The sequence below is a fragment of the Rossellomorea marisflavi genome, assembly GCF_001274775.1.
GTDB classification, from domain to species: domain Bacteria; phylum Bacillota; class Bacilli; order Bacillales; family Bacillaceae_B; genus Rossellomorea; species Rossellomorea marisflavi.
The window spans coordinates 815,486-838,107 of the sequence record NZ_LGUE01000004.1 but is presented as its reverse complement, the minus strand read 5'-3'; the positions used below and the strand labels follow the sequence as shown (position 1 = coordinate 838,107).

The 22,622-nt window shown below is 47.8% G+C and carries 22 protein-coding genes and 1 pseudogene; 10 read left to right on the top strand and 13 right to left on the bottom strand.

Annotated elements, in window-relative coordinates:
* Positions 1-887: 887 nt before the first annotated feature.
* Complete coding sequence (gene aldA / locus AF331_RS14400) at positions 888-2,333, bottom strand: aldehyde dehydrogenase (protein WP_053428766.1); 1,446 nt, start codon at positions 2,331-2,333, stop codon at positions 888-890.
* Between the two features lie 134 nt (positions 2,334-2,467).
* On the opposite strand from aldA, the gene fosB reads away from it, so the two are divergent.
* Entirely contained in the window at positions 2,468-2,905 is a 438-nt protein-coding gene (fosB, locus tag AF331_RS14395; protein WP_053428765.1) for a metallothiol transferase FosB, read from the top strand.
* A 23-nt stretch (positions 2,906-2,928) separates the two neighbouring features.
* On the opposite strand, the gene AF331_RS14390 is transcribed toward fosB, so the two are convergent.
* Positions 2,929-3,948, bottom strand: coding sequence for an NADP-dependent oxidoreductase (locus AF331_RS14390; RefSeq protein ID WP_373922351.1), 1,020 nt, complete (start codon positions 3,946-3,948; stop codon positions 2,929-2,931).
* Between the two features lie 170 nt (positions 3,949-4,118).
* A complete protein-coding gene (locus tag AF331_RS14385) occupies positions 4,119-4,625 on the bottom strand; it encodes a peroxiredoxin family protein (protein WP_053428764.1) in 507 nt (168 codons plus the stop codon).
* A 189-nt stretch (positions 4,626-4,814) separates the two neighbouring features.
* Between AF331_RS14385 and AF331_RS14380 the strand changes: the two genes are divergently transcribed.
* Entirely contained in the window at positions 4,815-5,528 is a 714-nt protein-coding gene (locus tag AF331_RS14380) for a 5-formyltetrahydrofolate cyclo-ligase (protein WP_053428763.1), read from the top strand.
* Here AF331_RS14380 and AF331_RS14375 read toward each other — a convergent pair.
* The 4 genes and pseudogenes from AF331_RS14375 to AF331_RS14360 form a co-directional block, all read right to left on the bottom strand.
* Positions 5,513-6,022: pseudogene (locus AF331_RS14375) on the bottom strand (DUF6434 domain-containing protein); the annotation flags it as partial. The gene AF331_RS14380 and the pseudogene AF331_RS14375 sit on opposite strands and share 16 nt — an antisense overlap.
* A 154-nt stretch (positions 6,023-6,176) precedes the next feature.
* Complete coding sequence (locus tag AF331_RS14370; RefSeq protein ID WP_048006790.1) at positions 6,177-6,734, bottom strand: beta-class carbonic anhydrase; 558 nt, start codon at positions 6,732-6,734, stop codon at positions 6,177-6,179.
* An 18-nt stretch (positions 6,735-6,752) separates the two neighbouring features.
* On the bottom strand, positions 6,753-7,253 hold the full coding sequence (locus AF331_RS14365) for a hypothetical protein (RefSeq protein ID WP_053428762.1): 501 nt from the start codon (positions 7,251-7,253) through the stop codon (positions 6,753-6,755).
* A 128-nt stretch (positions 7,254-7,381) separates the two neighbouring features.
* Positions 7,382-8,032, bottom strand: a complete 651-nt coding sequence (locus tag AF331_RS14360; protein WP_053428761.1) for a cobalamin B12-binding domain-containing protein — start codon at positions 8,030-8,032, stop codon at positions 7,382-7,384.
* A gap of 260 nt (positions 8,033-8,292) precedes the next feature.
* Here AF331_RS14360 and queF point away from each other — a divergent pair, with 260 nt between their 5' ends.
* From queF to AF331_RS14345, 3 genes are all read left to right on the top strand, one after another.
* Complete coding sequence (gene queF, locus AF331_RS14355; protein ID WP_048006792.1) at positions 8,293-8,790, top strand: preQ(1) synthase; 498 nt, start codon at positions 8,293-8,295, stop codon at positions 8,788-8,790.
* Between the two features lie 118 nt (positions 8,791-8,908).
* Positions 8,909-9,799, top strand: a complete 891-nt coding sequence (locus AF331_RS14350) for an EamA family transporter (protein ID WP_053428760.1) — start codon at positions 8,909-8,911, stop codon at positions 9,797-9,799.
* 174 nt (positions 9,800-9,973) lie between these two features.
* The gene (locus tag AF331_RS14345) at positions 9,974-10,822 is read left to right on the top strand and encodes a YitT family protein (protein WP_053428759.1); all 849 of its coding nucleotides are present in this window, start codon (positions 9,974-9,976) and stop codon (positions 10,820-10,822) included.
* Between the two features lie 41 nt (positions 10,823-10,863).
* On the opposite strand, the gene AF331_RS14340 is transcribed toward AF331_RS14345, so the two are convergent.
* Positions 10,864-11,415 (bottom strand): DUF6241 domain-containing protein, encoded by a 552-nt coding sequence (locus AF331_RS14340; protein ID WP_053428758.1) that lies wholly within the window; start codon positions 11,413-11,415, stop codon positions 10,864-10,866.
* A 310-nt stretch (positions 11,416-11,725) separates the two neighbouring features.
* On the opposite strand from AF331_RS14340, the gene AF331_RS23115 reads away from it, so the two are divergent.
* The 5 genes from AF331_RS23115 to AF331_RS14320 all read left to right on the top strand — a co-directional run bounded on the left by AF331_RS23115 (position 11,726) and on the right by AF331_RS14320 (position 16,573).
* Complete coding sequence (locus AF331_RS23115; protein ID WP_283957840.1) at positions 11,726-11,839, top strand: RAxF-45 family protein; 114 nt, start codon at positions 11,726-11,728, stop codon at positions 11,837-11,839.
* 189 nt (positions 11,840-12,028) lie between these two features.
* A complete protein-coding gene (abc-f, locus tag AF331_RS14335) occupies positions 12,029-13,897 on the top strand; it encodes a ribosomal protection-like ABC-F family protein (RefSeq protein ID WP_053428757.1) in 1,869 nt (622 codons plus the stop codon).
* Positions 13,898-13,913: 16 nt separating this feature from the next.
* On the top strand, positions 13,914-14,861 hold the full coding sequence (locus tag AF331_RS14330; protein WP_053428756.1) for an NAD(P)/FAD-dependent oxidoreductase: 948 nt from the start codon (positions 13,914-13,916) through the stop codon (positions 14,859-14,861).
* Between the two features lie 52 nt (positions 14,862-14,913).
* Positions 14,914-15,423: a GNAT family N-acetyltransferase gene (locus AF331_RS14325; protein WP_053428755.1), complete on the top strand. Its 510-nt coding sequence runs from the start codon at positions 14,914-14,916 to the stop codon at positions 15,421-15,423.
* Between the two features lie 82 nt (positions 15,424-15,505).
* A complete protein-coding gene (locus AF331_RS14320; protein WP_053428754.1) occupies positions 15,506-16,573 on the top strand; it encodes a nitric oxide synthase oxygenase in 1,068 nt (355 codons plus the stop codon).
* 39 nt (positions 16,574-16,612) lie between these two features.
* On the opposite strand, the gene AF331_RS14315 is transcribed toward AF331_RS14320, so the two are convergent.
* From AF331_RS14315 to AF331_RS14295, 5 genes are all read right to left on the bottom strand, one after another.
* Entirely contained in the window at positions 16,613-16,840 is a 228-nt protein-coding gene (locus tag AF331_RS14315) for a hypothetical protein (RefSeq protein WP_053428753.1), read from the bottom strand.
* 213 nt (positions 16,841-17,053) lie between these two features.
* Complete coding sequence (locus AF331_RS14310) at positions 17,054-17,773, bottom strand: anti-sigma factor (protein WP_053428752.1); 720 nt, start codon at positions 17,771-17,773, stop codon at positions 17,054-17,056.
* Positions 17,770-18,336: an RNA polymerase sigma factor gene (locus tag AF331_RS14305; protein WP_053428751.1), complete on the bottom strand. Its 567-nt coding sequence runs from the start codon at positions 18,334-18,336 to the stop codon at positions 17,770-17,772. The genes AF331_RS14310 and AF331_RS14305 overlap by 4 nt, the downstream gene beginning before the upstream one ends.
* Before the next feature lie 970 nt (positions 18,337-19,306).
* Positions 19,307-20,311, bottom strand: a complete 1,005-nt coding sequence (gene mreBH, locus AF331_RS14300) for a rod-share determining protein MreBH (RefSeq protein WP_053428750.1) — start codon at positions 20,309-20,311, stop codon at positions 19,307-19,309.
* Between the two features lie 626 nt (positions 20,312-20,937).
* A complete protein-coding gene (locus AF331_RS14295; protein ID WP_053428749.1) occupies positions 20,938-22,596 on the bottom strand; it encodes a methyl-accepting chemotaxis protein in 1,659 nt (552 codons plus the stop codon).
* Positions 22,597-22,622: the final 26 nt, after the last annotated feature.

Sequence of the window (22,622 nt, the reverse complement as noted above, 5' to 3'; positions counted from 1 at the left end):
CACGCCCCATGGAAAGCGGGGCAGCGGAACGGAACGACCCATTCTCCCCTCACTCCCATTTGAAAACAGGAAGTTGATTCCCTGTTTCGAAATAGCCCTTAATCATTTTCACATAAAGTAATGGCCCATCTACAGCTTCAATTTTTCATAACGGAGACCATAACATCTTGCGTAGAATCAGTCGGATACCACTCCAATGCACAAAGTGCAGAGCAAAGGAGGTCACCCGACTCCTATGGGAGAAGCGGGCAGGGTGAGACCACGCAGGCAGCGCCGAAGCGGCTCAAAGCACGCCCCATGGAAAGCGGGTGACCGCAGCGGAACGGAACGACCTATCTCCACCAAATGAGTACTATAGACCGGACAGGTACAGAATAATAGTTCTTCCACCTCTTCTAAAATATGTTTTATCCCCTAAAAGTCGGGTAAATAAGTACTACTTACAACGATAGGGGAAGATGAATGTTGACCTACTTGAACAGAGGAAAAGAACGGATAAAATTTGACTGTGAAGGCGACCGGATGGACTTACATATTCTTCAATGCAGACAGTGTTCAAGTGAGTTCAGGTCGACAATGGAAGAAACTTTTACCTGTACCACATGCGAAGACGAACACTCACCAGTATCTGGATTTAATGTCATTGGGATCATTGAGAAGCAAGTAGGGAATGGGGTGCACGCATGAAAAGAGATCGACTTTTGGAAACAAAGATGGATTTCAATGACATCTTATGGATGACCTCCGGAGTAGCAGTTATCCTCCTTGTCATCATGATGGCCAGCTTTTTCATCATTTCTTAAAATATCGCATCCCGTGCGATATTTTTTTGTTCTTATATATAGAAAAAAAGAAGGACCGTCATGATCGACGGTCCTTCTTTTTAATTACCCTTTATAGTTTTCATCATACTCAAGGTAGATGACATGTGTCTCCAAATAGTCATGAAGTCCATGCTTCCCATCGGCACCGCCCAGTCCAGACTGTCCGCGTCCGGCGTGGTACCCATGTATGGCTTCGAAGTTTTCACGGTTGACGAATGTTTCACCGTAGTGAAGTTCATTGGCAGCTCTCATGACTTCATGCAGATTCTCACTGAAGATCGAAGAGGACAAACCATATTCCGTATCGTTGGCCAATTCGATGACTTCATCAAAGTCGCTGTAGGTCATGATCGGGAGCACTGGGCCGAAGATTTCCTCCTGGATGATCTCCATATCCTGTTTTACGTCGACAAGGACAGTCGGCTCGAAGTAGAAGCCTTTTCCTTCTAGAGCTTTACCGCCTGTAAGAATACGGGCGCCTGCCTCAACGGCATTGTTCACCATTTCAGATACTTCTTCGATCCGGTCTTTGTTGACGAGAGGTCCGATGTCACTGTCACGGCTTGTAGGGTCACCGACCGTTGTGTTTTTCATAGCTTCGGTGATCTTGGAAATGAATTCTTCCGCCACGCTTTCGTGTACGTAGACACGTTCTGCATTCGTACAAGCCTGTCCGGAGTTCGTGATCCGTGAGGTTTTGATGCGGTCGACGGCAAGGTCGATGTTGGCGTGCTTCGTCACGATGGCGGGTGCTTTACCGCCAAGCTCAAGGTTTACCTTCGTGATGGAATTGGCTGCGGCTTCCATGACTTTGGATCCGGCAGGGTAGCTTCCTGTCATCGTTACGAGACCGACACGGGGATGACCGGCCATGCGGTTCCCAATTTCTGATCCTTTTCCGGTCACAAGGTTGAAGACGCCTTTTGGAAGGCCGATTTCATCGACGATCTTGGCAAATTCACAGGCAGTATTCGGCGTGTACTGACTAGGTTTGAGGACGATGGTACAGCCGGTCACGATGGCCGGTGCCACCTTCCTTGCAAGAATGAACATCGGGAAGTTCCAAGGGACGATCCCGGATACAACGCCGATCGGTTTTTTATAAACGAGGATGTTTTCGTTCGAACGCTCACTTTGGAGGATTTCTCCTTCATAGCGAAGTGCCCATCCTGCCATGTAGCGGAAGTAATCGATCGCCGTATTGATTTCGTCTTCGGACGCCTTGACGGTTTTCCCGTTTTCCTCCGTCAGCATCTCGACGAATTGTTCTTTTCGTTCTTCCAATTTATCGGCCATCTTGTGGAGATAGGATGCACGTTCAGTTGACGGGACCTTTTCCCACGATAGGAATGCTTTATGGGCGGCGTCGATAGCCTGATCCACGTCTTCTTCAGTTCCTTTTGGGACTTTCGAAATGACGTCTTCCGTAGCAGGATTGATGACGTCTGATACTTCACCTGAAGAACTATCTACAAATTCACCATTAATGTATAGCTGATACTGTTTCATGAAGATCCTCCTCGTAAGTCTTTGAATATGCCTATACTATTCCCTTACACTGTCTGGAACTAAACATATGGATAGGTCGAATGGAGTGAAAAGATATGGTAGTATAATGAAAAAACAGGGGAAGAGGTAGGGATATGGCGATTCAAGGATTGAACCATTTTTTATTTTCTGTATCGAATTTGGATCGATCGATTGCTTTTTATCAAGAAGTATTTCATGCGGAGCTTTTGGTGAAAGGAAGATCGACAGCCTACTTTGACTTAAGTGGCATGTGGCTGGCATTGAATGAAGAAAAGGATATCCCGCGGCAGGATATTCATCAGTCCTATACTCACATCGCTTTTTCTGTTAAGGAAGAAGAAATGGGTACCATGTATGATCGGCTGGTAAAAAGCGGGGCGTGTATCCTTGGGGGAAGGGAGCGGGATTCGAGGGATAAGGAGTCGATTTATTTCACTGATCCCGATGGTCATAAGTTTGAGTTCCATACAGGAACGTTAGAGGATCGGTTAAGCTATTACCGTGAAGAAAAGAAGCATATGGAGTTTTATGATGATAGAAAAAAGCCATGATCGATGTGATCATGGCTTTTGGATTAGTTGCCTGGTTCGGCGACTTTTACGAGCTGCTTACCGAGGTTTTTCCCTTCGAACAATCCGAGGAATGCTTCTGTTACGTTGTCCAATCCTTCGGTGATCGTTTCTTCGTATTGAAGTTTCCCTTCACTGAGCCACTTACCGAGGTCGGAGGCTCCTTCTTTGAAGCGATCGTTATAATCGTTCACAACGAATCCTTTCATCAGGGCGCTCGTTTTGATCAGTCTAGACTGAACGCGAGGACCGAGGTCTTCTTCTGTTTTGTTGTAGGAAGAGATCGCTCCGCATACAGGCACACGGGCATGTTTATTCAGGAGGCTGAGTGCAGCGTCTCCGATTTCCCCACCGACATTTTCAAAGTAAACGTCGATTCCATCGGGACAGGCTGCTTCAAGGGACTCTTGGATATTACCCGTTTTGTAGTTGATGGCTTCATCGAAACCAAGGGTTTCTTTCAAGTAGTTCACTTTCTCGTCAGAACCTGCAATCCCCACCACGCGGGCACCTTTGATTTTCGCGATTTGTCCTACGGCTGATCCGACGGCACCGGCAGCTCCGGATACGACGACGGTTTCTCCTTCTTTCGGTTGGCCGATATCAAGAAGGCCGAAATAGGCGGTGAGGCCAGTCATACCCAGGATGCTCAGGTGAGTCGAAATCGGTGCTACATCAGGATCGATGGCGCGCACGGCATTCTCGCTTGCCAAGGAATATTCCTGCCAAGGGAGCATACCGACGACAAAATCGCCTTTTTTGAAATGCTCGGATTGTGAATCGACAATTTCACCTACGACGCCTCCGGCAAGGGCTTCATTCAATTTGAAAGGTTCTACATAGGACTTGGCATCTGACATGCGACCACGCATATAAGGGTCGACTGAAAGATAAAGGGTCTTTACAAGAACCTGTCCTTGGTCGGGGCGAGGTACGTCAATCTCCTTATAGTGAAAATCCGATTCGACAGGTGTTCCATTTGGACGCGATACAAGTTGAATCTGTTTTTGCTTGTCTGGCAGCATGGCTGATCCTCCTCTTCATTTTTAAAAATCTAGTGTATGCAATAGGATGTTTTTCATGCAATTGACCCCTCAATTAAGGGTCATGGATACCGTAACATAAATGGGAATCCCTAAACAAAGAATAAGACTTAAGAAAAAGCCGGTTTGAGTGATCAAACCGGCTCCCTGCTTTATTCCTTGATGTTCTTCTGGATGTAGCTGATTGTTTTACGGAGTTCATTCGGATGCGGACGGCCGAATGGACCGGTTTGTTTTTGCTGATAAAGGATTTCTCCTTTTTCATTTACCAGGAAGTAGGCCGGCTCACCGTGCTGTCCGTGATCTTCATATGGAGCATCTTCTCCGTGATAAAATACATCGAATGCCTTGATGGCTTCCATTTTTTCATCTGATAGAATCGGGAAGGTGATATCTTCTTTATCGACGAGTTCCTTCAGGTTATCAAGGGAGTCGCTGGAGATCCCGATGATATGGACGCTGTGCTTCTCGAAGTATTCCTTACCTGCCTGGAATTCACGAAGCTCTTCCTGGCAGACGGGACACCAGGATCCTCTGAAGAATACGATGAGGTGCCAGCTGTCATGTTCTTTTTGGTGTTGTTTAAAACTGAATGTTTCACCTGCTACGGATGGAAGTTCAAAATCCGGTACTGTATCTTTTAATTGAAACGTTGCCATGATTACATTCCTCCTGTTTGGTTTACGCGTTTTGCATGTTTCGTATCTACAGTCCTTATTTTTCCCGCTCTTATGAAGTTGAAACATAGAAGGAATGGGCGATGTGCTTGATGGGTGTATGATAGTCTATGAGTGAAGAGTCCGCGAGCCCTTGTGTCATGGGCTTCCGGACCAGAAGGGGAGAGTAATATGGATAAAAATGAAATCAGGCATAAAGTATGGGGAAAGCTGACGGACGAAAAGCTGGGGCGATTCCCGTTTCCTCTGACAAATCGAATCCCGAATGTGAAGGGGGCAGAGAAGTCGGCTGCCCATGTAAGGGAGCTGGATATCTATAAGCGTGCAGGCGTCATCAAGGTGAATCCCGATGCACCGCAGCTTCCTTTGAGGGCATCAATCTTGAAGGACGGGAAAATCCTTTTGATCCCGACTCCCCGATTGAAGGATGGGTTTGTGATGATCAGGCCTGAAGATGTTCCTGAAGGGGAAGCACGTAAGGCAGCAAGCATCAAACATATGAACGCGTATGGACGGGTCGTTCCTCTGTCCCGGATTCCCACCATTGATTTAATCGTTGTAGGTTCAGTAGCCATCCATCAAGACGGAAGGCGGTTGGGGAAGGGGGAAGGGTATGCCGATCGTGAATATGCGATCCTGAGGGAAATCGGAAACCCGGCCGTACCCGTCGTCACAACGATCCATAGCGCACAACTTGTGGATGATGATATTCCAAGAGATTCATTTGACCTGGCCGTCGACTATATCGTGACGGAAGAAGGGGTGCTGGAGACGAATACACCTTATGAAAAGCCTGCTGGGATACAGTGGGAACATGTGACAGACGAAGAGAAGGAGCTGATGCCGATCCTGAGAGAACTGGAACATCATCAATCCCGGGAATAGCGTTTGCTTCCGGGCTTAGATTTCACCTCGTTCCAGGCAGCTATGGCATCGTTCCTGCTGTGACCGGTGTTGTGCGGGTCGTTGAAATAGTCCCGGATGAAGCGGTTATATTCAAACTGCGGTGAGATGACCCGTTCATAGGACGGGTCTTTTTTCCGTTTCTCCTCTTCATGCCAGGCTTCAACGGCATCCCGATAGGTCTTCCCGATGTTTTCCCTGAAGAAATTTTGGATAAAGGTACTGAAATGGAAGTTCGGGATGACGGACTGGAAGAAGGACCGCACGTGCTGACTGCATCGGTGTCCTTCCGTAATGATCGTATCAAGGGAGAGAGTCACCGGTTGTACGGCCTTCGGTCTGGCAGTCCGGGCAGGTTTCAACATGATTCCGGTTTCGAGGAAATGCCCGATGCGCGTGCTGATTTCTTCTTTGGAACCGGCTGCACTCATCCCTATGGATCTGCAGAACAGTTGGAGTTCTGATTTTAGCCAATAGTACTCTCTGAACTAGTTTGCAGGAGTTTCTTTCGATAATTCAGGCCTCATGGTATTTCCTCCAAATTATGGTTTTATTCTTATAGTATAGAACGCTTGTTCCTTTTCGGGAAGAAAAAAACACCCGCCCTCAGGCAGGTGTTGGGTCAATGGCTTAGTATCCGTCGACAACAAGATCGAGCTTTCCAGTTGCCGGATCGATGACGAGTCCGTGGACAGGCGTTTTCTTGTCCATGAGCGGATGATTCTTGATCATATCAACGCTGTGGGCGACGCTTTCTTGAACGGAGTCAAAGCCCTTCAACCAGTCGTGTAGGTCGATGCCGGAATAGTTGAGCGTACCCAGGGTATCCTCGCTGATGCCGCGTTCTTTCATCTTATCGACCATCTTATGGCTGTCGATTGCGCTCATGCCGCAGTCATGGTGTCCGATGACGATGACTTCATCTGCCTGTAGCTCATACACGGCAACAAGAAGGCTGCGCATGATACTTCCGAATGGATGTGTCAGGATGGCGCCGGCATTCTTTACGATTTTGACATCGCCGTTTTTGATGTTCATGGATTTAGGGAGTAGTTCCACCAAGCGTGTATCCATGCATGTGAGGATAACGAGACGCTTATCCGGGAACTTGGTGGTACGGTACTGCTCATACGCTTTTTCTTCCACGAATTGTTCGTTGTAGTCGAGGATGGTGTTCAATAGAGTCATTGGTTCTTCTCCCTTTCGCTAATTAGTCAACTCCTGCTGAAGCAGGGTTTCGATCTCTTTTATTTTATCCATCACTTCTTGTCGATTCCAGTCCGATGTATTGGAAAGTTTTAAATAGAGGGAGGAAACCTTGGCCAGAGCTTCGTTCCCATTCGCTTTTTTCCTTGGAAAAGGTGAATTCCCCATCAAATCGAACAGACCATTCATCTTTTCGGATACTTTTTGGTACTGATCATCCTTTGAAATGATGGCGATGTGATAATGCTGGTGATGATCAGAGAAGCGATAGTGAAGGTCGAATAAGCCAAAGGCATCGTCCTTCTTTAAGTTGAGCTCCATTGTACCATCCGGAACCCTATGAATCATTCTGGCAAACTTAGGTGAACTCTCTTCCTCGACAATGGAAAGGAAGTTTTCTCCGACATCCAGGAATTCGTAGCCGGGATTGGAGGCGTCGATCACGTTGAACTTCCGATCGATCAACAGATAAGGGATAGGGCATAGGTGCAGATTTTCCACATGATCACTCCTAGATTTAGGGAGTATGGATGTCATTGCCCTCCTTACTGGTGTTGGAGGTAAGGTGACATGTGGGATAACATTCAGGGAGGCCCTTTTATGATTGGCAAAGCTCGTGGTGGAGGAGGTTAGCTTTCCAGTGATACGGATTGTTTCGAAAGGTCGGTAAGGTGGCTGTTCAATTCATCCAGATCATTGAAGGTCATTACCTGTTCTTTCTCAAGGAAGTCCAATTTATATTGGGCAACAAGTCTTCCTCCTACAACTATATTAATCTTTTCGTTTACTTTTCTAATCGATTCGATGCACGTTTTCAGTCTGCCCAGTTCAGTGGTCATCCCGATGGAGATCCCGACCATCTGTGGTTGCCAGGCTTCAATAAACGTGACGGCATCGTTGATGGGAACGTTGGCCCCTAAGAAACGGGTGTTCCATTTATGTTCTTTGAAGATTTCATTTGCCAATTCCAGCCCGAGACTGTGCTGCTCCCCTTCAATGCAGAATAGGAGGGCCTTCGGCTGATTTTTCCCTGCTTTATGTTCATTCATCAGATAAGAGAGGAGATACTTCAAGGTGGCTGTGGCTAGATGCTCATCAGCGACAGTGATTTGATTCTTCTCCCACATTTCACCGATTCTATACATGGAAGGTTTGACGACCTTTTCATAAAAAGACAGGTGATCCATTTTCGATTCAATGGCTGATGCGTGTAGTTCAAGCAATGAATGCACGTCCCCTTGCAGGATTGACTTCGTGAAAGTCTGGACTAGCTGATTCATCTTCATCACTCCTGAGATGGTGAAAAATACCTTATTCTATATTCCATAAATAAATTGAAAATCCTTCTTCCATCACACAATTGTGCTAGTTGACTTTTTGAACGGATTTCCAGTATGATAACGCTTGAACAACCAGTTGACAGGCCATGGGGCAAATGTAAAATATACGCCTGGGGCTATCATTCAAGCGTACCAAACATCGGGTGCATTTGCAATGGATACCGGTCCGGGCCTCGTATGACTGATAAGGAGGACGTTTCATGTCAGGCAGAAAAGATGAAGATCTTACAGACTTGTCCCTTTTAGGGAATCAAGGTACAAACTATCTATTCGAATATGCTCCGGAGATCCTGGAAGCATTCGATAATAAACATCCCAACAGGGACTACTTCGTGAAATTCAATTGTCCGGAATTCACTAGCCTTTGTCCGAAAACCGGACAGCCGGATTTTGCCACCATCTACATCAGCTATATCCCTGGTGAAAAAATGGTGGAAAGTAAATCGCTTAAACTGTATCTGTTCAGCTTCCGTAACCATGGTGACTTCCATGAAGATTGCATGAACATCATCATGAACGATTTGATCGAGCTCATGGATCCACGTTATATCGAGGTCTGGGGCAAGTTCACTCCTCGCGGCGGCATCTCCATCGATCCTTACACCAACTACGGGAAACCGGGTACGAAATACGAGGAAATGGCGTTCCATCGCTTGATGAATCATGATATGTATCCTGAGACCATCGACAATCGTTGATGGTGAAGGCGATCCAATGCGATCGTCTTTTTTTTATGTCTCCAGCTTGCTGAATCTAGTAAAATAGGAAGTGGCTTTCGTATAAGGGAAGAGAAATGCAGAAAAGAAGGGAAACAATATGAAATCATATCGTGCATCATTATGCGTGCTCATCGGGGCAAGCAGCTACGGCATCCACGCCTCGGTTGTGAAGCTGGGCCTGGGAAAAGGCTATTCGGTCCCGGATATCACAGGACTTCAATATTTATTCGGCTTGGTGATGCTGTTCGCAGCGTTTTTGTTCACACGCAAGGTGAAGATGACGGCCGGACAAGTGGCTTCGCTATTGGGGGTAGGGGTGTTTTTAAGTTTAACGGGGATCTTTTATGGCATGAGCCTCAGTCTCATCCCTGCTTCCATCGCCGTCGTCATGCTGTTTCAATTCACATGGATCGGAGTTCTGATCGAAGCCCTCTATATAAGGAAACTACCTTCAAAAAAGAAACTGGTTTCTGTGCTGTTTTTATGGATCGGTACGTTATTCGCCGGCGGCTTGGGTTCCTCCCATGGCTTCGACTGGACAGGTAACTCGCTCGGGCTATTATATGGATTCGGTGCTGCCGTCACGTTTGCCCTGTTCATGTTTTTCAGCGGCAAGGCCGCGAGAAATGTACCAACCTTCCAGAAAAGCATGATCATTTCATTGGGAGGCATACTGGTTGTGCTGGCGGTGTTTCAGCCATCCTTCATCCAACAGCCGTCTGAAATCGTGGGAATGGCGGATTTCGGCCTGCTGGTGGCCATATTCGGAAACATCCTTCCCGTTGTCTTCTTTGCCATTGGGACACCACATCTTGATTCGAGTATGTCGACGATCATGGGGGCAGCGGAGCTACCCGCTGCCATCCTGGCCGCCATGTGGATCCTTCATGAGCAGGTTGCGGTCTTTCAATTTGCAGGGATCGTCCTGATTCTGGCAGGAATCATCATCCCACAAATACAGCCAGGACAAAAGAAGAGTTTTAGTTAAAGCCGCCGGATCGTTTCGGCGGTTTTTCCTTTTTAAAACCCTTTCAATTGTCGCAATTATTAAACCTTATTTATTTAACCGGCTTCCCTTTACAAAGGGGTGCAAAGGGCTTTATAATGCGCGTTGTTCAACTTTTTAAAAGCACGGATATTTCATATAAAGGAGGTTGCGGAGATGCGGCAAAAGATTTTTTCATTCTTGATGATGAACGTCGGGGCATTGCTTGTGGCGGTCAACGTTCATTTTTTCCTATCACCCAATGATTTAGCGACTGGAGGAGTGAGCGGTCTGTCGATTATCATGAATCACGTGTTCCCGGGTATGTCGCTGGGGCTATTCATGATTCTCATCAATCTGGTCCTGTTCGTAGTCGGTCTGATTTTCCTTGGCTTCAGCTTCGGGGCAAAAACAGTGTATGCGAGTTTTGCCCTGTCATTCTTTGTGTGGCTTCTTGAAACGGTTGCGCCGATCCATGCACCGCTATCAAATGATGTCCTCATCCAGCTCATCATCGGCCAATGCATCGCCGCAATCGGAATGGCAATCGTATTTCATCAGGATGCTTCCACCGGAGGAACCGATATCATCGCTATGATCCTGAACAAATACTTCAATATTGAAGTGGGACGCGGCGTCCTGCTTTCAGATTTGACCATCGCACTTTCTTCGACGATCCTGTTCGGACCACAGGTGGGAATGTACGCTTTCTTCGGAGTCATCCTGAACGGCTTGGTGATCGACTATGTGCTTTCACAATTCAATTCCAATAAGGAAGTGGTGATCATCAGCCGCCATAGCACGGAGATCAAGTCGTATATCGTCCATGAGCTTGGGAAGGGTGCCACGGTCCATACGGCAACAGGTGCCTTCACTTCTGATGAGAAGGAAGTCATCACCACGATCTTGGGACGCAAGGATTATTCCCGACTAAAGGGCTTCATCACGAAAACAGACAACAAGGCGTTCATCACAGCCCATACAATGAATGAAATCCTTGGTCAAAACTTCAAACGTTTGGCATAAGCAAAAGCCTGAGGAGCGCTCCTCAGGCTTTTTTAATAGGTTCATTCCGCTTGTTTGAAGTTATTCTGGATGAAGGCTTCTTCCTCTTCCTTATTCATGATGCCGTAGGCCTCTCCTACAGTGCCACCCTGGAGGGTCCAAAAGTAGTTATGGTCTTTGTCGATGGAAGAAAAATCTTCTTTTTTCCACTTTTCGGCGATGTTTTGGAGTTCTTCTTTATGGTCGAAAGAGGAGGCTTGAATGGTTTCAAGAACAGGTTGGACCGTTTCCGGCATCATGGGAATGGCTCCCCATTTATCCTGGGAGCGGACCTTCTGGTGGGTCATTTTGTGCATGATGTCGACGATTTCACTTTCTTCGGCGTTTTCAGGGATCTTCAAGGTATACTCGATTCCCCCGATGGTGCCCGTCTGCTCCCTCACTTCTTCTTCCTTGGTTGCGTAAGGAGAGTCTTTATCCTCAGGTTTTTCAGCTTTTGCAGGATTAGCTTTTTCTTCAAAAGCTGAAGCATTCTCAAATATCTTATAAGCCCCGAACCCCACAAAGGCGGCAAGCCCAAGTGCAATAAGGGAAACGGACAATATCTTTTTCATTTTCAGCCTCCTGGTATGTTGGTTGGGGTGCGGTTGTTGGTTAAAGGTTGTTTGTAAATCATAGCAAAAAAATAACAAAAAAGCACCGTTTTGAGTATAATTTACCAATCGCTAATCTGATTGGTTTTTGACGTATTTCTAGCCGAAGGGGAAGGACTTTTCAGCTTTGCTGAAAAGCGAGGGAACCTTGGTTCCCTCGAATTCGGCAAAAATCGTGCATACACAGCACTTATAAAGTTGTTGCCATATCATTCTGAATTGCCTTATAATAACATTATATTTTGAGCTACCAAAAGGAGGTGGAATTGGGATGAATCGTTCTGTAGGATTGCGTGGGAAGTATTTGGATTTTATTTACTACTGCCGTGCAATTTTTCATATTGTTGCGTTCAAGGGGACACGTATGCCCTTTTTTAGCAACTGAATATGAATACTGAACGGTAAGAGGTCTCAATTCCAATCACCTGATAGAACGGAAGAAGGGGGCGTTTTTCGCCTTCTTTTTTTATGCCTGATTAAGGGTGAAGAAGCCGTGGACTGCTTATGCACGGTTTTTTTGTCGTGGATCATGTGCCTCTTGCCGCATTAACGGATAAATGAAAGGAAGAGGAAAATGATTATTTGCAGCGCACAACAGATCAGTAAAATGTACGGAGGCCATCCTGTTTTTGAGGACTTGTCCTTTGAAATCCCCCATGGGGCGAGAATCGGCCTTGTGGGAAGGAACGGTACGGGAAAGACGACGCTATTCAAGCTTCTTGCAGGAAACGACACCCCCGATTCGGGGACAATTTCGATGAAAAAGAACGCAAAAATCGGCTATCTTGCCCAGATACCGGAGTATCCGGAAGGGACATTGGGAATCGACGTCTTGAAGTCAGCGTTCGCCGATCTCGTGGCCATCGGTGAAAAACTTAAAGAGTTGGAAGTGAAAATGGGCGACGGACAGGGGGACCTGGACACGATCCTTGAGGAGTATGGGCGATGTCAGGATCTTTTCAGCAATGAAGGGGGGTATGAGATGGAGGCGTCGATTGCCATGGTCGTGAATGGGCTTGGGATCCAGGGGCTTTTGGATAAAGAGTTTTCTTCCTGTAGCGGAGGAGAACAGACGAAGCTAAGCCTTGGATACATCCTTCTTCAGGAACCGGACCTTCTTCTGTTGGATGAACCGACGAACCATCTTGATATCGCCGCCGTCGAGTGGCTGGAGCAGTTTTTGACAGATTATAGCGGCACCGTGATGTGTATCTCTCATGATCGTTACTTCCTGGATCATGTGATCAATAAGGTGTATGACCTTGAAGATGGGGAAATAACCATATACCACACCGATTATTCTGGATTTGTGCAAGAGAAGGAAGAACGTCTGATGATCGAGTTCCAGGCCTATCAGGAGCAGCAGAAGAAAATCAAGAAAATGAAAGAAGCCATCAAGCGTTTGAGGGAATGGGCGAATCAGGCAAATCCTCCAAATGAGGGCCTTCATAAGCGGGCTCGCAGTATGGAAAGGGCCCTCGAGAGGATGGAGAAGCTGAAGCGTCCGGTGCTTGACCGCAAGAAGATGGGCTTGGAGTTCGAAGGCGGTGATCGGAGCGGGAAAATCGTCTTCTCCATGGTGGGAGCTTCGAAGTCCTTTGATGGACGCACACTCTTCCATGACGCCCAAATGGATCTGCGGTTCAAAGACCGCACGGCCATCGTCGGACAGAACGGGACTGGGAAGTCGACTATCGTCAAGATCCTCCTGGGTGAGATGACCGCTGACGACGGGGACGTGAAGATCGGTAGCAATGTGAAAATGGGGTACCTTTCCCAGCACTTTGTCGTGGCAGATCCGGAAGCCCGTCTCATCGACGCGTTCCGGGATGAAGTGGCGGTGACGGAAGGAGAAGCGCGTCATATCCTTGCGCGTTTCATGTTTTATGGGCCGAATGTGTTCCGGAAGGTTGGACAGCTGAGCGGTGGGGAAAAGATGAGACTGCGCCTCGCCCAACTCATGCACCAGGATCTCAATCTCCTCGTTCTCGATGAACCGACCAATCATCTCGACATTGATTCGCGTGAGGTTCTGGAGGAGGCCTTAGAGGAGTTCAATGGTACGATCCTTGCTGTATCCCATGATCGCTATTTCCTCAATAAGCTATTCCAGAAAACGTATTGGATCCACGAAGGACAGCTCAATTTCTTTGAAGGTCCATACAGTTGGGCGAAGGAAAAGATCCAGGAAAGGATCACGGTTGAACGGCCGGTTGAGAAGAAAAAGACGGTGACAAAACCACGTGAAAAGGAAAAAAAGACGGCAACAACAGACACCATCGAAGCAGAGCTTGAAGCCCTTGAGACGGAAATTGCTTTGATTGAAGGGCGTCTCCAGACAGAAGAGGATCTCGGGGTGCTCCAAGAACTTCATGAAAAACTGGAACGGCTCGAAGCAGAGAGGGAGCTCAAGTACATTCTGCTTGAAGAACAGCTATCGTAAAAGGAGGAAGCTTATCATGGAGACAAAAGTGGTGATTGTAGGTGCCGGATTATCAGGGATCATGGCGGCACGGACTCTTATGGAAAGAGGGATCACAGATATCCTTCTCGTGGAGAAGAGCAGGAGTGTAGGGGGACGGCTCGCAACGAGACGGATTGGAGAGGGGAAAGCAGATCACGGTGCCCAGTTCTTCACGGTACGCTCCCCGGAGCTCGAAAAAGGAGTAGAGTCATGGCTACAGGAAGGATGGGTCCGCCGTTGGTTCGGTGATTCCCATCCCCGCTACACCGGTACAGAAGGCATGAATGCCCTAGCCAAAAATCTGGCAACAGGACTGACCGTGCGTTTGAACACCAAGGTCCTCTCCATCACAGAACATCCTGATGGATGCGAGTTGCATCTCGAGAAAGGCGAGGTGATCAAAGCGGATCATGTGCTCATCACCGCTCCTGCACCTCAGGCAGCTGAGTTGCTTGGCGTGGAAGCCCCTGTCGCTTTCCGCCCCTGCCTCGTCGGGTTGCTGACACTGGAGGGGCCATCGGGCCTTCCAACGCCGGGACATCTGGATGGGGAGCAGCTGCCATACGGGGTAGAACGGATTGTCGATCATAAGGAAAAGGGGATTTCTTCCACCACGGTACTCTCTGTTTATATGACAGGAGAGTGGAGTGAGGAGCATTTTTCCGAATCGGATGAAAAGGTCCTTGCCCGCATCATCGATCTCGTTCGTCCATATCTTGGAGGGGGAAGTGAAGGCAATGGCAACCAGTTGAAACGGTGGCGTTACGCCGAAGCGGCTGAAGTTGTCGACCAGCCCTTCCTTGAGGCAGGAAAAAGGATGATCATGTGCGGGGATGCGTTTTTGACGAAACGTGATGAATCAGGTAAAACCCGTTTTGAGAGTGCCTACCTCTCTGGGAAATCTGCTGGTGAATTCCTTGCTGATCGGGTGGGAGATTCCTGAATAGGCATCCCCCATTAACCGCAGACTAGAGAAAAAAGAGGCGGCGATCGGAATGGAATTACTGCTACAAAGAGCGGAAGAAAAACAGATCGACACCATCATGGACATCTATGAGCGCTGTAGGGAAGAGTTGGAACAACAAGGGCTCCTCCAATGGGGAGATGGTTACCCGAGCAGGGACTATTTCATTCGTGAAATGGAGGCGGGAAGTCTTTATGTCCTTTTGGCAGACGGAGTCCTTGCGGGATGTGTGACCCTGAATGAATGGCAGTCTCCTGAATGGGAGGATATTTCCTGGAAGTATGACGACGAATGGGTCGTGCACGCCTATTTCCTCGATCCCGAATACCAAGGACAGGGATTGGGGTCTGCATTCTTGGGTGAATGTGAATCCCTGGCAGCCTCCAAAGGGTATAAGAGTATAAGGCTTGACGCCTATGGAAGGAATAAAGGGGCAAATGTCCTGTATGAGAAGAGTGGGTATGAATATCGAGGTTCAATCCGCTTCACGTCTCGCCCTGAAGGACACCAAGAATATCACTGCTACGAAAAACGCCTGTGATGTAATTCGTCCCAAAGGAAAAAGTCCTATTGGAATGGTATACTAACAGGTACAGTAAAGAAGCAAGGATGAGATACTATTGATGCCACTCCTGGATGAAGCACAGGCTTTTTTGATACAGTTTTATCATGAATCGGAGAAAAGCGGATCCGACCTGAAAGAACGGTTGCGTGAAGTGAATGAAGAAATTGATTCCAAGGGCACCTATACCCATACGAAAGAGGAGCTGACGTTTGGTGCGAAGCTTGCTTGGCGTAACAGCAACCGATGCATCGGGCGATTGTTCTGGAATTCCCTCCAGGTGTTCGACCGTCGGGATGCAGCCACGGAAGAAGAGGTACTGGGGGCGTTAGAAGCCCATTTGGAGTATGCGACGAACGGCGGAAAAATCCGACCGACCATCACGGTATTCAGACCGTCTGAACGTGACGAAGAGGACATCCGCCTTTGGAATCACCAGTTGGTTCGATATGCGGGGTATGAGGATGGAAGGGGAGACCCCCATTCCATCGAATTCACCCAAAAGTGCAGGGCACTTGGATGGGAAGGGGAAGGGACGGATTTTGACATCCTGCCGCTTGTCGTCCAGATAGGCGACCGGACCCCTGTATGGAAGAGGATCGCACCGGATCTCGCTCTTGAAGTACCTCTGCGCCATCCTGAATTTCCATGGTTCGGGGACCTGGGTCTGAAATGGTACGGGATCCCCCTTATATCGGATATGGAACTCAAAGTCGGAGGGATTTCCTATAAAGCAGCCCCGTTCAATGGCTGGTATATGGAAACGGAAATCGGAGCCCGTAACCTTGCAGATGAGACGCGCTATAATCTACTGCCCAAAGTGGCAGGCCATATGGGACTGGATACATCGAGGAATATCACGCTGTGGAAAGATAAAGCCCTCATCGAGTTGAATATCGCCGTCCTCCATTCCTTTAAAGAACAAGGGGTCAATATTGTGGATCACCACACGGCAGCCCAGCAGTTCCGCCTCTTTGAAGAAAATGAAAAAAAGGCAGACCGGAAAGTCACAGGTGATTGGACCTGGCTGATTCCGCCCGTCTCGCCGGCTACGACTCATATTTTCCATAAAGAATACGATAACACGTGGAAATCCACCAACTACTTTTATCAAAAAAATCCTTATTAACAGAAAAGCCGCTCACACCAACGTGAGCGGCTTTTCGTTTCAACTGGAATATGGAGGTCGTTTGGAAACTTCATAATAGTGATACCAAAACCGGAACTCATCAAACAGGGTCGAACGGTCGAAGGAGAAGTTCTCAAAGAAATCCTCCAGCAGCCACATCTCGGCGTCATCCAATATGCCTGTCACAAACAATGGTGTCCTGAAGCGTTTATATAAATCTTCATGTCCATAATAGTGAAACAAGTCTTCCACCTGTTGCTCCGTCAATCCGATCACATCCTTTTGGATAGTTTCTCAAGTAAAGACGGCATTTATGCTGTAAAAGTGAAAATGGGCCATGGTACAAGCACAGGTTGTACCACTTGCATAGAATACATTATGTGAAGCCACTCCTTTCATCTTCACACTGGGGGACACCGCCGTCCCCCTCATTACATAAACCAGAAGAGCCCAGCCTGCGCTGAGCTCTTCTTTTCATTCTTAAATATCTGCTGCGAGGACGATTTCCCCTTGGGGCAGCTCGCTATTGGCATCAGGTTCAAGGGACACGGCCACTTGATCCCAGTCTTTTTCAGTAAATTCTTCATTGAATTTGAAGATGACCGATCCTTTACCATCACCGCTCGTGACGAAAGTTCCTGCACGCTCGGGCTTTTCATCCTTGATGAGCCAGACCTGGTACACTTCCTTGTCAGAGAGTTTCGCAAGGTCCGATGCCTGGACAACCATGCTGGTTTGCTTTCCTTGCTTGATGATGCTCGCTGTTCCCGTACCTTGTCCGCTGACCGGGGCAAGCTCTGCGTACTCGACCACCTCATCGATCGTGGCTTCCTCCACCACACGTTTTTGATCTTCAAGCTGAGTGAAGAGGTAGGCGTTTCCGATGATGGACAGGGCGAGAGCGGCTGCGATGGACGGGAAGATCCATGGCCGTCTGCGCTTCTGACGTGGAGCAACAACCGGTTCTTGTTTTTCCTCAGATTCATTCAATATATGGGCAAATACTCTGTCCTCAAGGTCGGTTGGTGGTTCGACCGGCTCAGATGAGTAGGGCAGATAGCCGGATATCTGTTCAAGTTCTTTCAAAAATTCCTGGCATTCTGAGCAGGAGGCAAGATGCTTCTCGAACGCCGCTTTTTCAAGTTCAGATAAATGACCGTTGTAGTAATCCAGTATGTGATCGCATTGATGTTGAGTCATTCGAATTGACCTCCTTTCCCTTTCAGACAAGTATGCAGATGTTTTAGTGCAAGGCGGATCCTGCCTTTGACCGTTCCGAGCGGTGTATCGGTAGCCTCGGAAATGGACTGCTGCGTCTTACCCTTGAAGTAGAAGAGCTGGACCATCGTTTGCTGATCTTCCTTTAATCCACTGATGCAATCTCGTATAGCGGCCCCTTTTTCCTTCCATTCCAGGAGGTCTTGTGGCGTTTCATGGTCAACCTGGAGGGTGTCTTTTTCTATATATTCCACGGTGTCGTGTTTCTTACCTTTCCGGATGGCATCGAGACAGGTGTTCCGGGTCATTGTGAGGAGCCAGGAAGAGAATTTCCCTTTGGATTCTTCATAGTGGGCGTGGGTCTTCCAGAGTTTCATGAAGACCTCCTGTATGACTTCTTCGGCGAGCTCACGGTTTCCTGTCATCTTATATGAAAAGGAGTAGATGAGTTTTTCGTATTGTCTGTAGAGCTCCCGCAGAGCGGATGAATCCTTTTGATGGATGATGCGGTGATACAATTCAATATCCTTTAGATCATGGGACATAACTCGCTCCTAACCTTTGACGTAGTTATCATAAGGATACTAAATAACGGTGCTAAACTCAAAGTTCTACTAAGCTAACGAAAAGTTTGAGGTTTTGGATCACTAAATGTTTGAAAAAGTTGGGTTTAGGGTAATAAATATGGTTTTTTATATGATGGAGAATTTTGGTTCGATCTGATGGTTTGGTAAAGGGTTTTACGATCCTGTTTTTTATTGGTGTGTAGTAGGGGAAGAGACCGTTTCGTTTCACTGCGGCCACCCGCTTTCCATGGGGCGTGCGGTGAGCCGCTTCGGCGCTGCCTGCAGGGTCTCACCTTGCCCGCTTCTCCCATAGGAGTCGGGAGGCCTCCGCTGCACTTCACTCTGTGCGTGGGAGATGGATGTGCTGATTCGGAACAGATATCGTCATCTTGATTTCGTAATGAAGATGTGGGGAAGACAAAATCGATCCGTTTCGCTAGGGTCATTCCTTTTCCATGGAGTGTTCCTTGAACCCAATCGATTCGCCTGCAGGGTCTCACTCTATTCGCTATTCGCATAGGAGTGGGGGGACTCTACATCATTTTTTAAATTAGTATGTAGGAAAGATTAGACCGTTCCGTTCGTTGCACTTTGTTCGCAGGAAGGGTAATCGGATAATTCGAAACAGGCCAACACATGCCTGGTTTTTTTAGTATGACTTTCTAACCACATTTGTGAACGATCACCTAACCATATCCAATACCACAGAGTGGATTGGAAGGGAGTNTTTGACTCCTGCGGAAAAGGGGGATGATCGAGACCCCGCAGGCACGAGGAGGCTCGACATGCTCCCCGCGGAAAGCAAATCCCTGCAGCGCAAAGGAACGGGCTAGTCTTCCATCTTAAACTTCACTTGGGACGAATTTGTCTTTAACTGGTTTTCCAACGCGCACTCCCCTAAGATTGCAGACAAAAAAGCCTCCCCATATGAAAAAAGGGAGGCGGATGATTATTTTACTTTTTGAAGCTTGTCAATGACCGTGAGGGAGCGTCCTGTTCCGATGGCTACAGATTCAAGCGGGTTCGGTGCTAAGTGGACCGGTACGACGATTTCATGGCTCAGCCAGTCTTGAAGGCCGTTGAGAAGGGAACCTCCTCCAGTCAGGATCACACCGCGATCGACAATATCTCCGCTCAGTTCAGGCGGGCAATTTTCAAGCGTGGCACGGATGGTCTCAAGGATATGTAAGAGAGACTCTTTAAGTGCTTCCTGGATTTGCAGTGATGTGAGTTCAATGGTCTTTGGAAGTCCTGTGACGAGGTCACGTCCGCGGATTTCCATTTTGCGTTCATCGTGTTCGATGAGAGCTTGACCGACTTCGATCTTCACTTGTTCAGCTGTCCTTTCACCGATCAGGAGATTGTAGCGTTTGCGCACATATTGAATGATGTCTTCATCCATTTGATCTCCACCGATGCGGATCGTGTTACAGGAAACGACGCCGCCGTATGAGATGATGGCGACTTCTGTTGTTCCTCCGCCGATATCGACGATGACATTTGCCACTGGTTCTCCGACTGGAAGATCTGCTCCGATGGCAGCTGCTACAGGCTCTTCGATGAGAGTGACGGATTTTGCTCCGCTGCCACGTACGGCATCTTGGATCGCCCTGCGTTCAACGGATGTTGCGCCAGACGGGGTACAAACGACAACGGTTGGTTTTCGGATGGAGAAGCCCAGTTTTTTGCTGGCTTTTCTCATAACTTGCTTCAGCATTTCAGTGGTGACGTCGAAGTCTGCGATGACGCCATCTTTCAATGGACGTACGGCTACGATTTTACCGGGTGTCTTCCCAATCATATTCTTCGCTTCAGCTCCGACGGCCAAGACAGATTTCGTTTCTGTGTCGATGGCTACGACGGATGGTTCATTCAGGATAATTCCTTTATTTTTACTATAGACTAGTATATTTGCAGTACCTAAGTCGATTCCGATTTCAGAGTTTGATAGCATTGTCGTATTCCTCCAACTATAAGAATTCTACACAGTATAACCTTCTATACAGTATAGGAGATTTTCGGGGGTTTTGTCGGTGGAGATATTTACCACCGACAAATTGTTACAAAGGATGACAAAAGGGGTAGGGTTGTCATTTGGTGAAAAGCTTTAGTTACGAGGATTTTAATTACCTCTTGGGGTATGTTAAGGTGTTGTGGCTCATTACCTGCGTTATGAAAATTTAAACGTTCTGTAATAATTTTTGAGAGGAAGATGAGGGAAAAACAGGTAGTTCAAAGGGTTTTCAGACGTGGGGCATCCTTCCCGGTCGTTTCGTAGGGGCAGGAATAAAAAAAGAGAGAGGCTGGGTCAAAAGTGTATTCATCATAGTGAAACCCGGATTCCATTGCCTGGGATAAGACAAAGGAATCCGGGTTTTATAAATTTGTTTCATGACCATGATTAGCGGTTGATTGGAGTGCAAGACGAAGACTCCAGCGTGATGTGAGACCCCTCAGGCTTGCCGAGGATTACCCACGGAAAACGAAGTCTCGCACGGAATTCATGAGCGGTATAAGAATTCTATACTGATCATGTTCGCATTTTTTGTTTTATGCCACCCTCATAGCGGTATGAAAGAATCATAGAGTGAATCGTTCCAGTTTTCTCTTCATTTCTTCCGTCATTTCATTCAGTTGTTCAATGCGTTTGGTCATGTGTTCAAAGTACCGGAGTTGCTCCTCGGTGGAGGAAGAGATCTCTTCTGTGCCGGCAGCCGTTTCTTCCGTGATCGCCGATATGTTCTCGATGGCAGAAGCGACTTCCTCTGTCCGTTCATGGGAAGCGTTCATATCATGCTCGAGGACCTCAAGGCTCTCATGGATGGCAGATACTTTCACGGAGATTTCCTGGAAGGCGTCTTCGGTGACCGTCATGGAAGTGACCTGCTGAATGGAAAGCTCCTGTCCTTTACGGGAGGCTTCCATGATGCCGGTTACGCCTTTCTGGATGTTGCCCACCATACGGTTGATTCCTTCCGTTGCAACGGCTGAATCTTCCGCGAGCTTCCGGACTTCTTCCGCAACCACGGAGAAGCCCCTGCCCGCTTCTCCGGCCCTTGCTGCTTCAATGGCAGCATTCAAGGCAAGGAGGTTGGTCTGTTCTGCAATGTCCCTGACGGCGTGAGACGACTGCTCGATTTTGGCCGTGTAGGTGGCGAAGGACTCTACAGCTTGCAGGATCACATCAGATGATTCTGATATGGACTTTGCGTACCCTTGTTGTTTTTGAAGTGATGTCCTACCGTGATCGACTGAGGCAAGGGCCAAGCGTCCATCCGCTGCAGAAGCGGTGCTCTGCTTCACGTTTTTACTGAATTCATCCCCCATGGTTGCCATAAGGGAAGCGGTTGATTGGATATCTTCTGAAATGGACTGGCTGCCTTTTGCCAGTTCTTCCGTGGAGACGGCCACTTGACTGGCACTTTCGGCAAGGTTCGTCATCTGAGAGCGTACCTCGTGGGTGAAGGCTTCCAGATTGTCCCCGGCTATCTGAACCGATTGCACCGTTTCCCTCAGGTTCAACATCATATGGTGGAAGGCCGTTTGCAGATGATCGACCTCAAACTTACTCTTTTTATCTTGTATTTCTCCGATGTTTCCAGTCAGATCTCCCTCAGCCATACGTTGTGCATTCCGGACCATTTTGTTAATCGGCTTGGTAATCCTTCTCGTGAGGATCGCAGAGCTTGTAACGGAAACGATGACGACAATGACGAAACCGATCAGGGTCGTCCAGATCGTGAACGTGATTTTTTGTTTATTGGCTTCAAGGATGCCGTCGTACCACTCGTTGGTTTCGATGTTCAAGAGGTAGAGGTCATTCAGAGGACCTGAGATCCTCGAGGATTGCCGTCTGATTTCAGCCGGGTTCCGCTCCTCGATTGCTTTTTCCGTTTTGTTTTTCAGCTCTGTGTATTTGATTTCCAGGGTATTCATATAGCGTTTCTGTTCGGTAGTGACCATTCTCTTCTTTAATGTATCCACCCGGGTCGTAGTCGTCTTCATAGCATTCTCAAGGATTTGGCGATTTTCTTCAGACGGAGTGGAAGCGTAATAGGACAAGGTCTGCTGGAGGGCAACCATATCCCCTTTTAATTGCTCTGTACGGACGAGGGTGTCAACATCGTCCTTCGCAGACGCATGCATATCGATCAGCTGGGATACGATGTAGCCGATGATCAACATGGATAAGATAAGAGGGATGAGCCCTATGATGGTTAAACGGTTTTTAATTCTCATGATAACGTGCTCTCCTTAGCGATTGG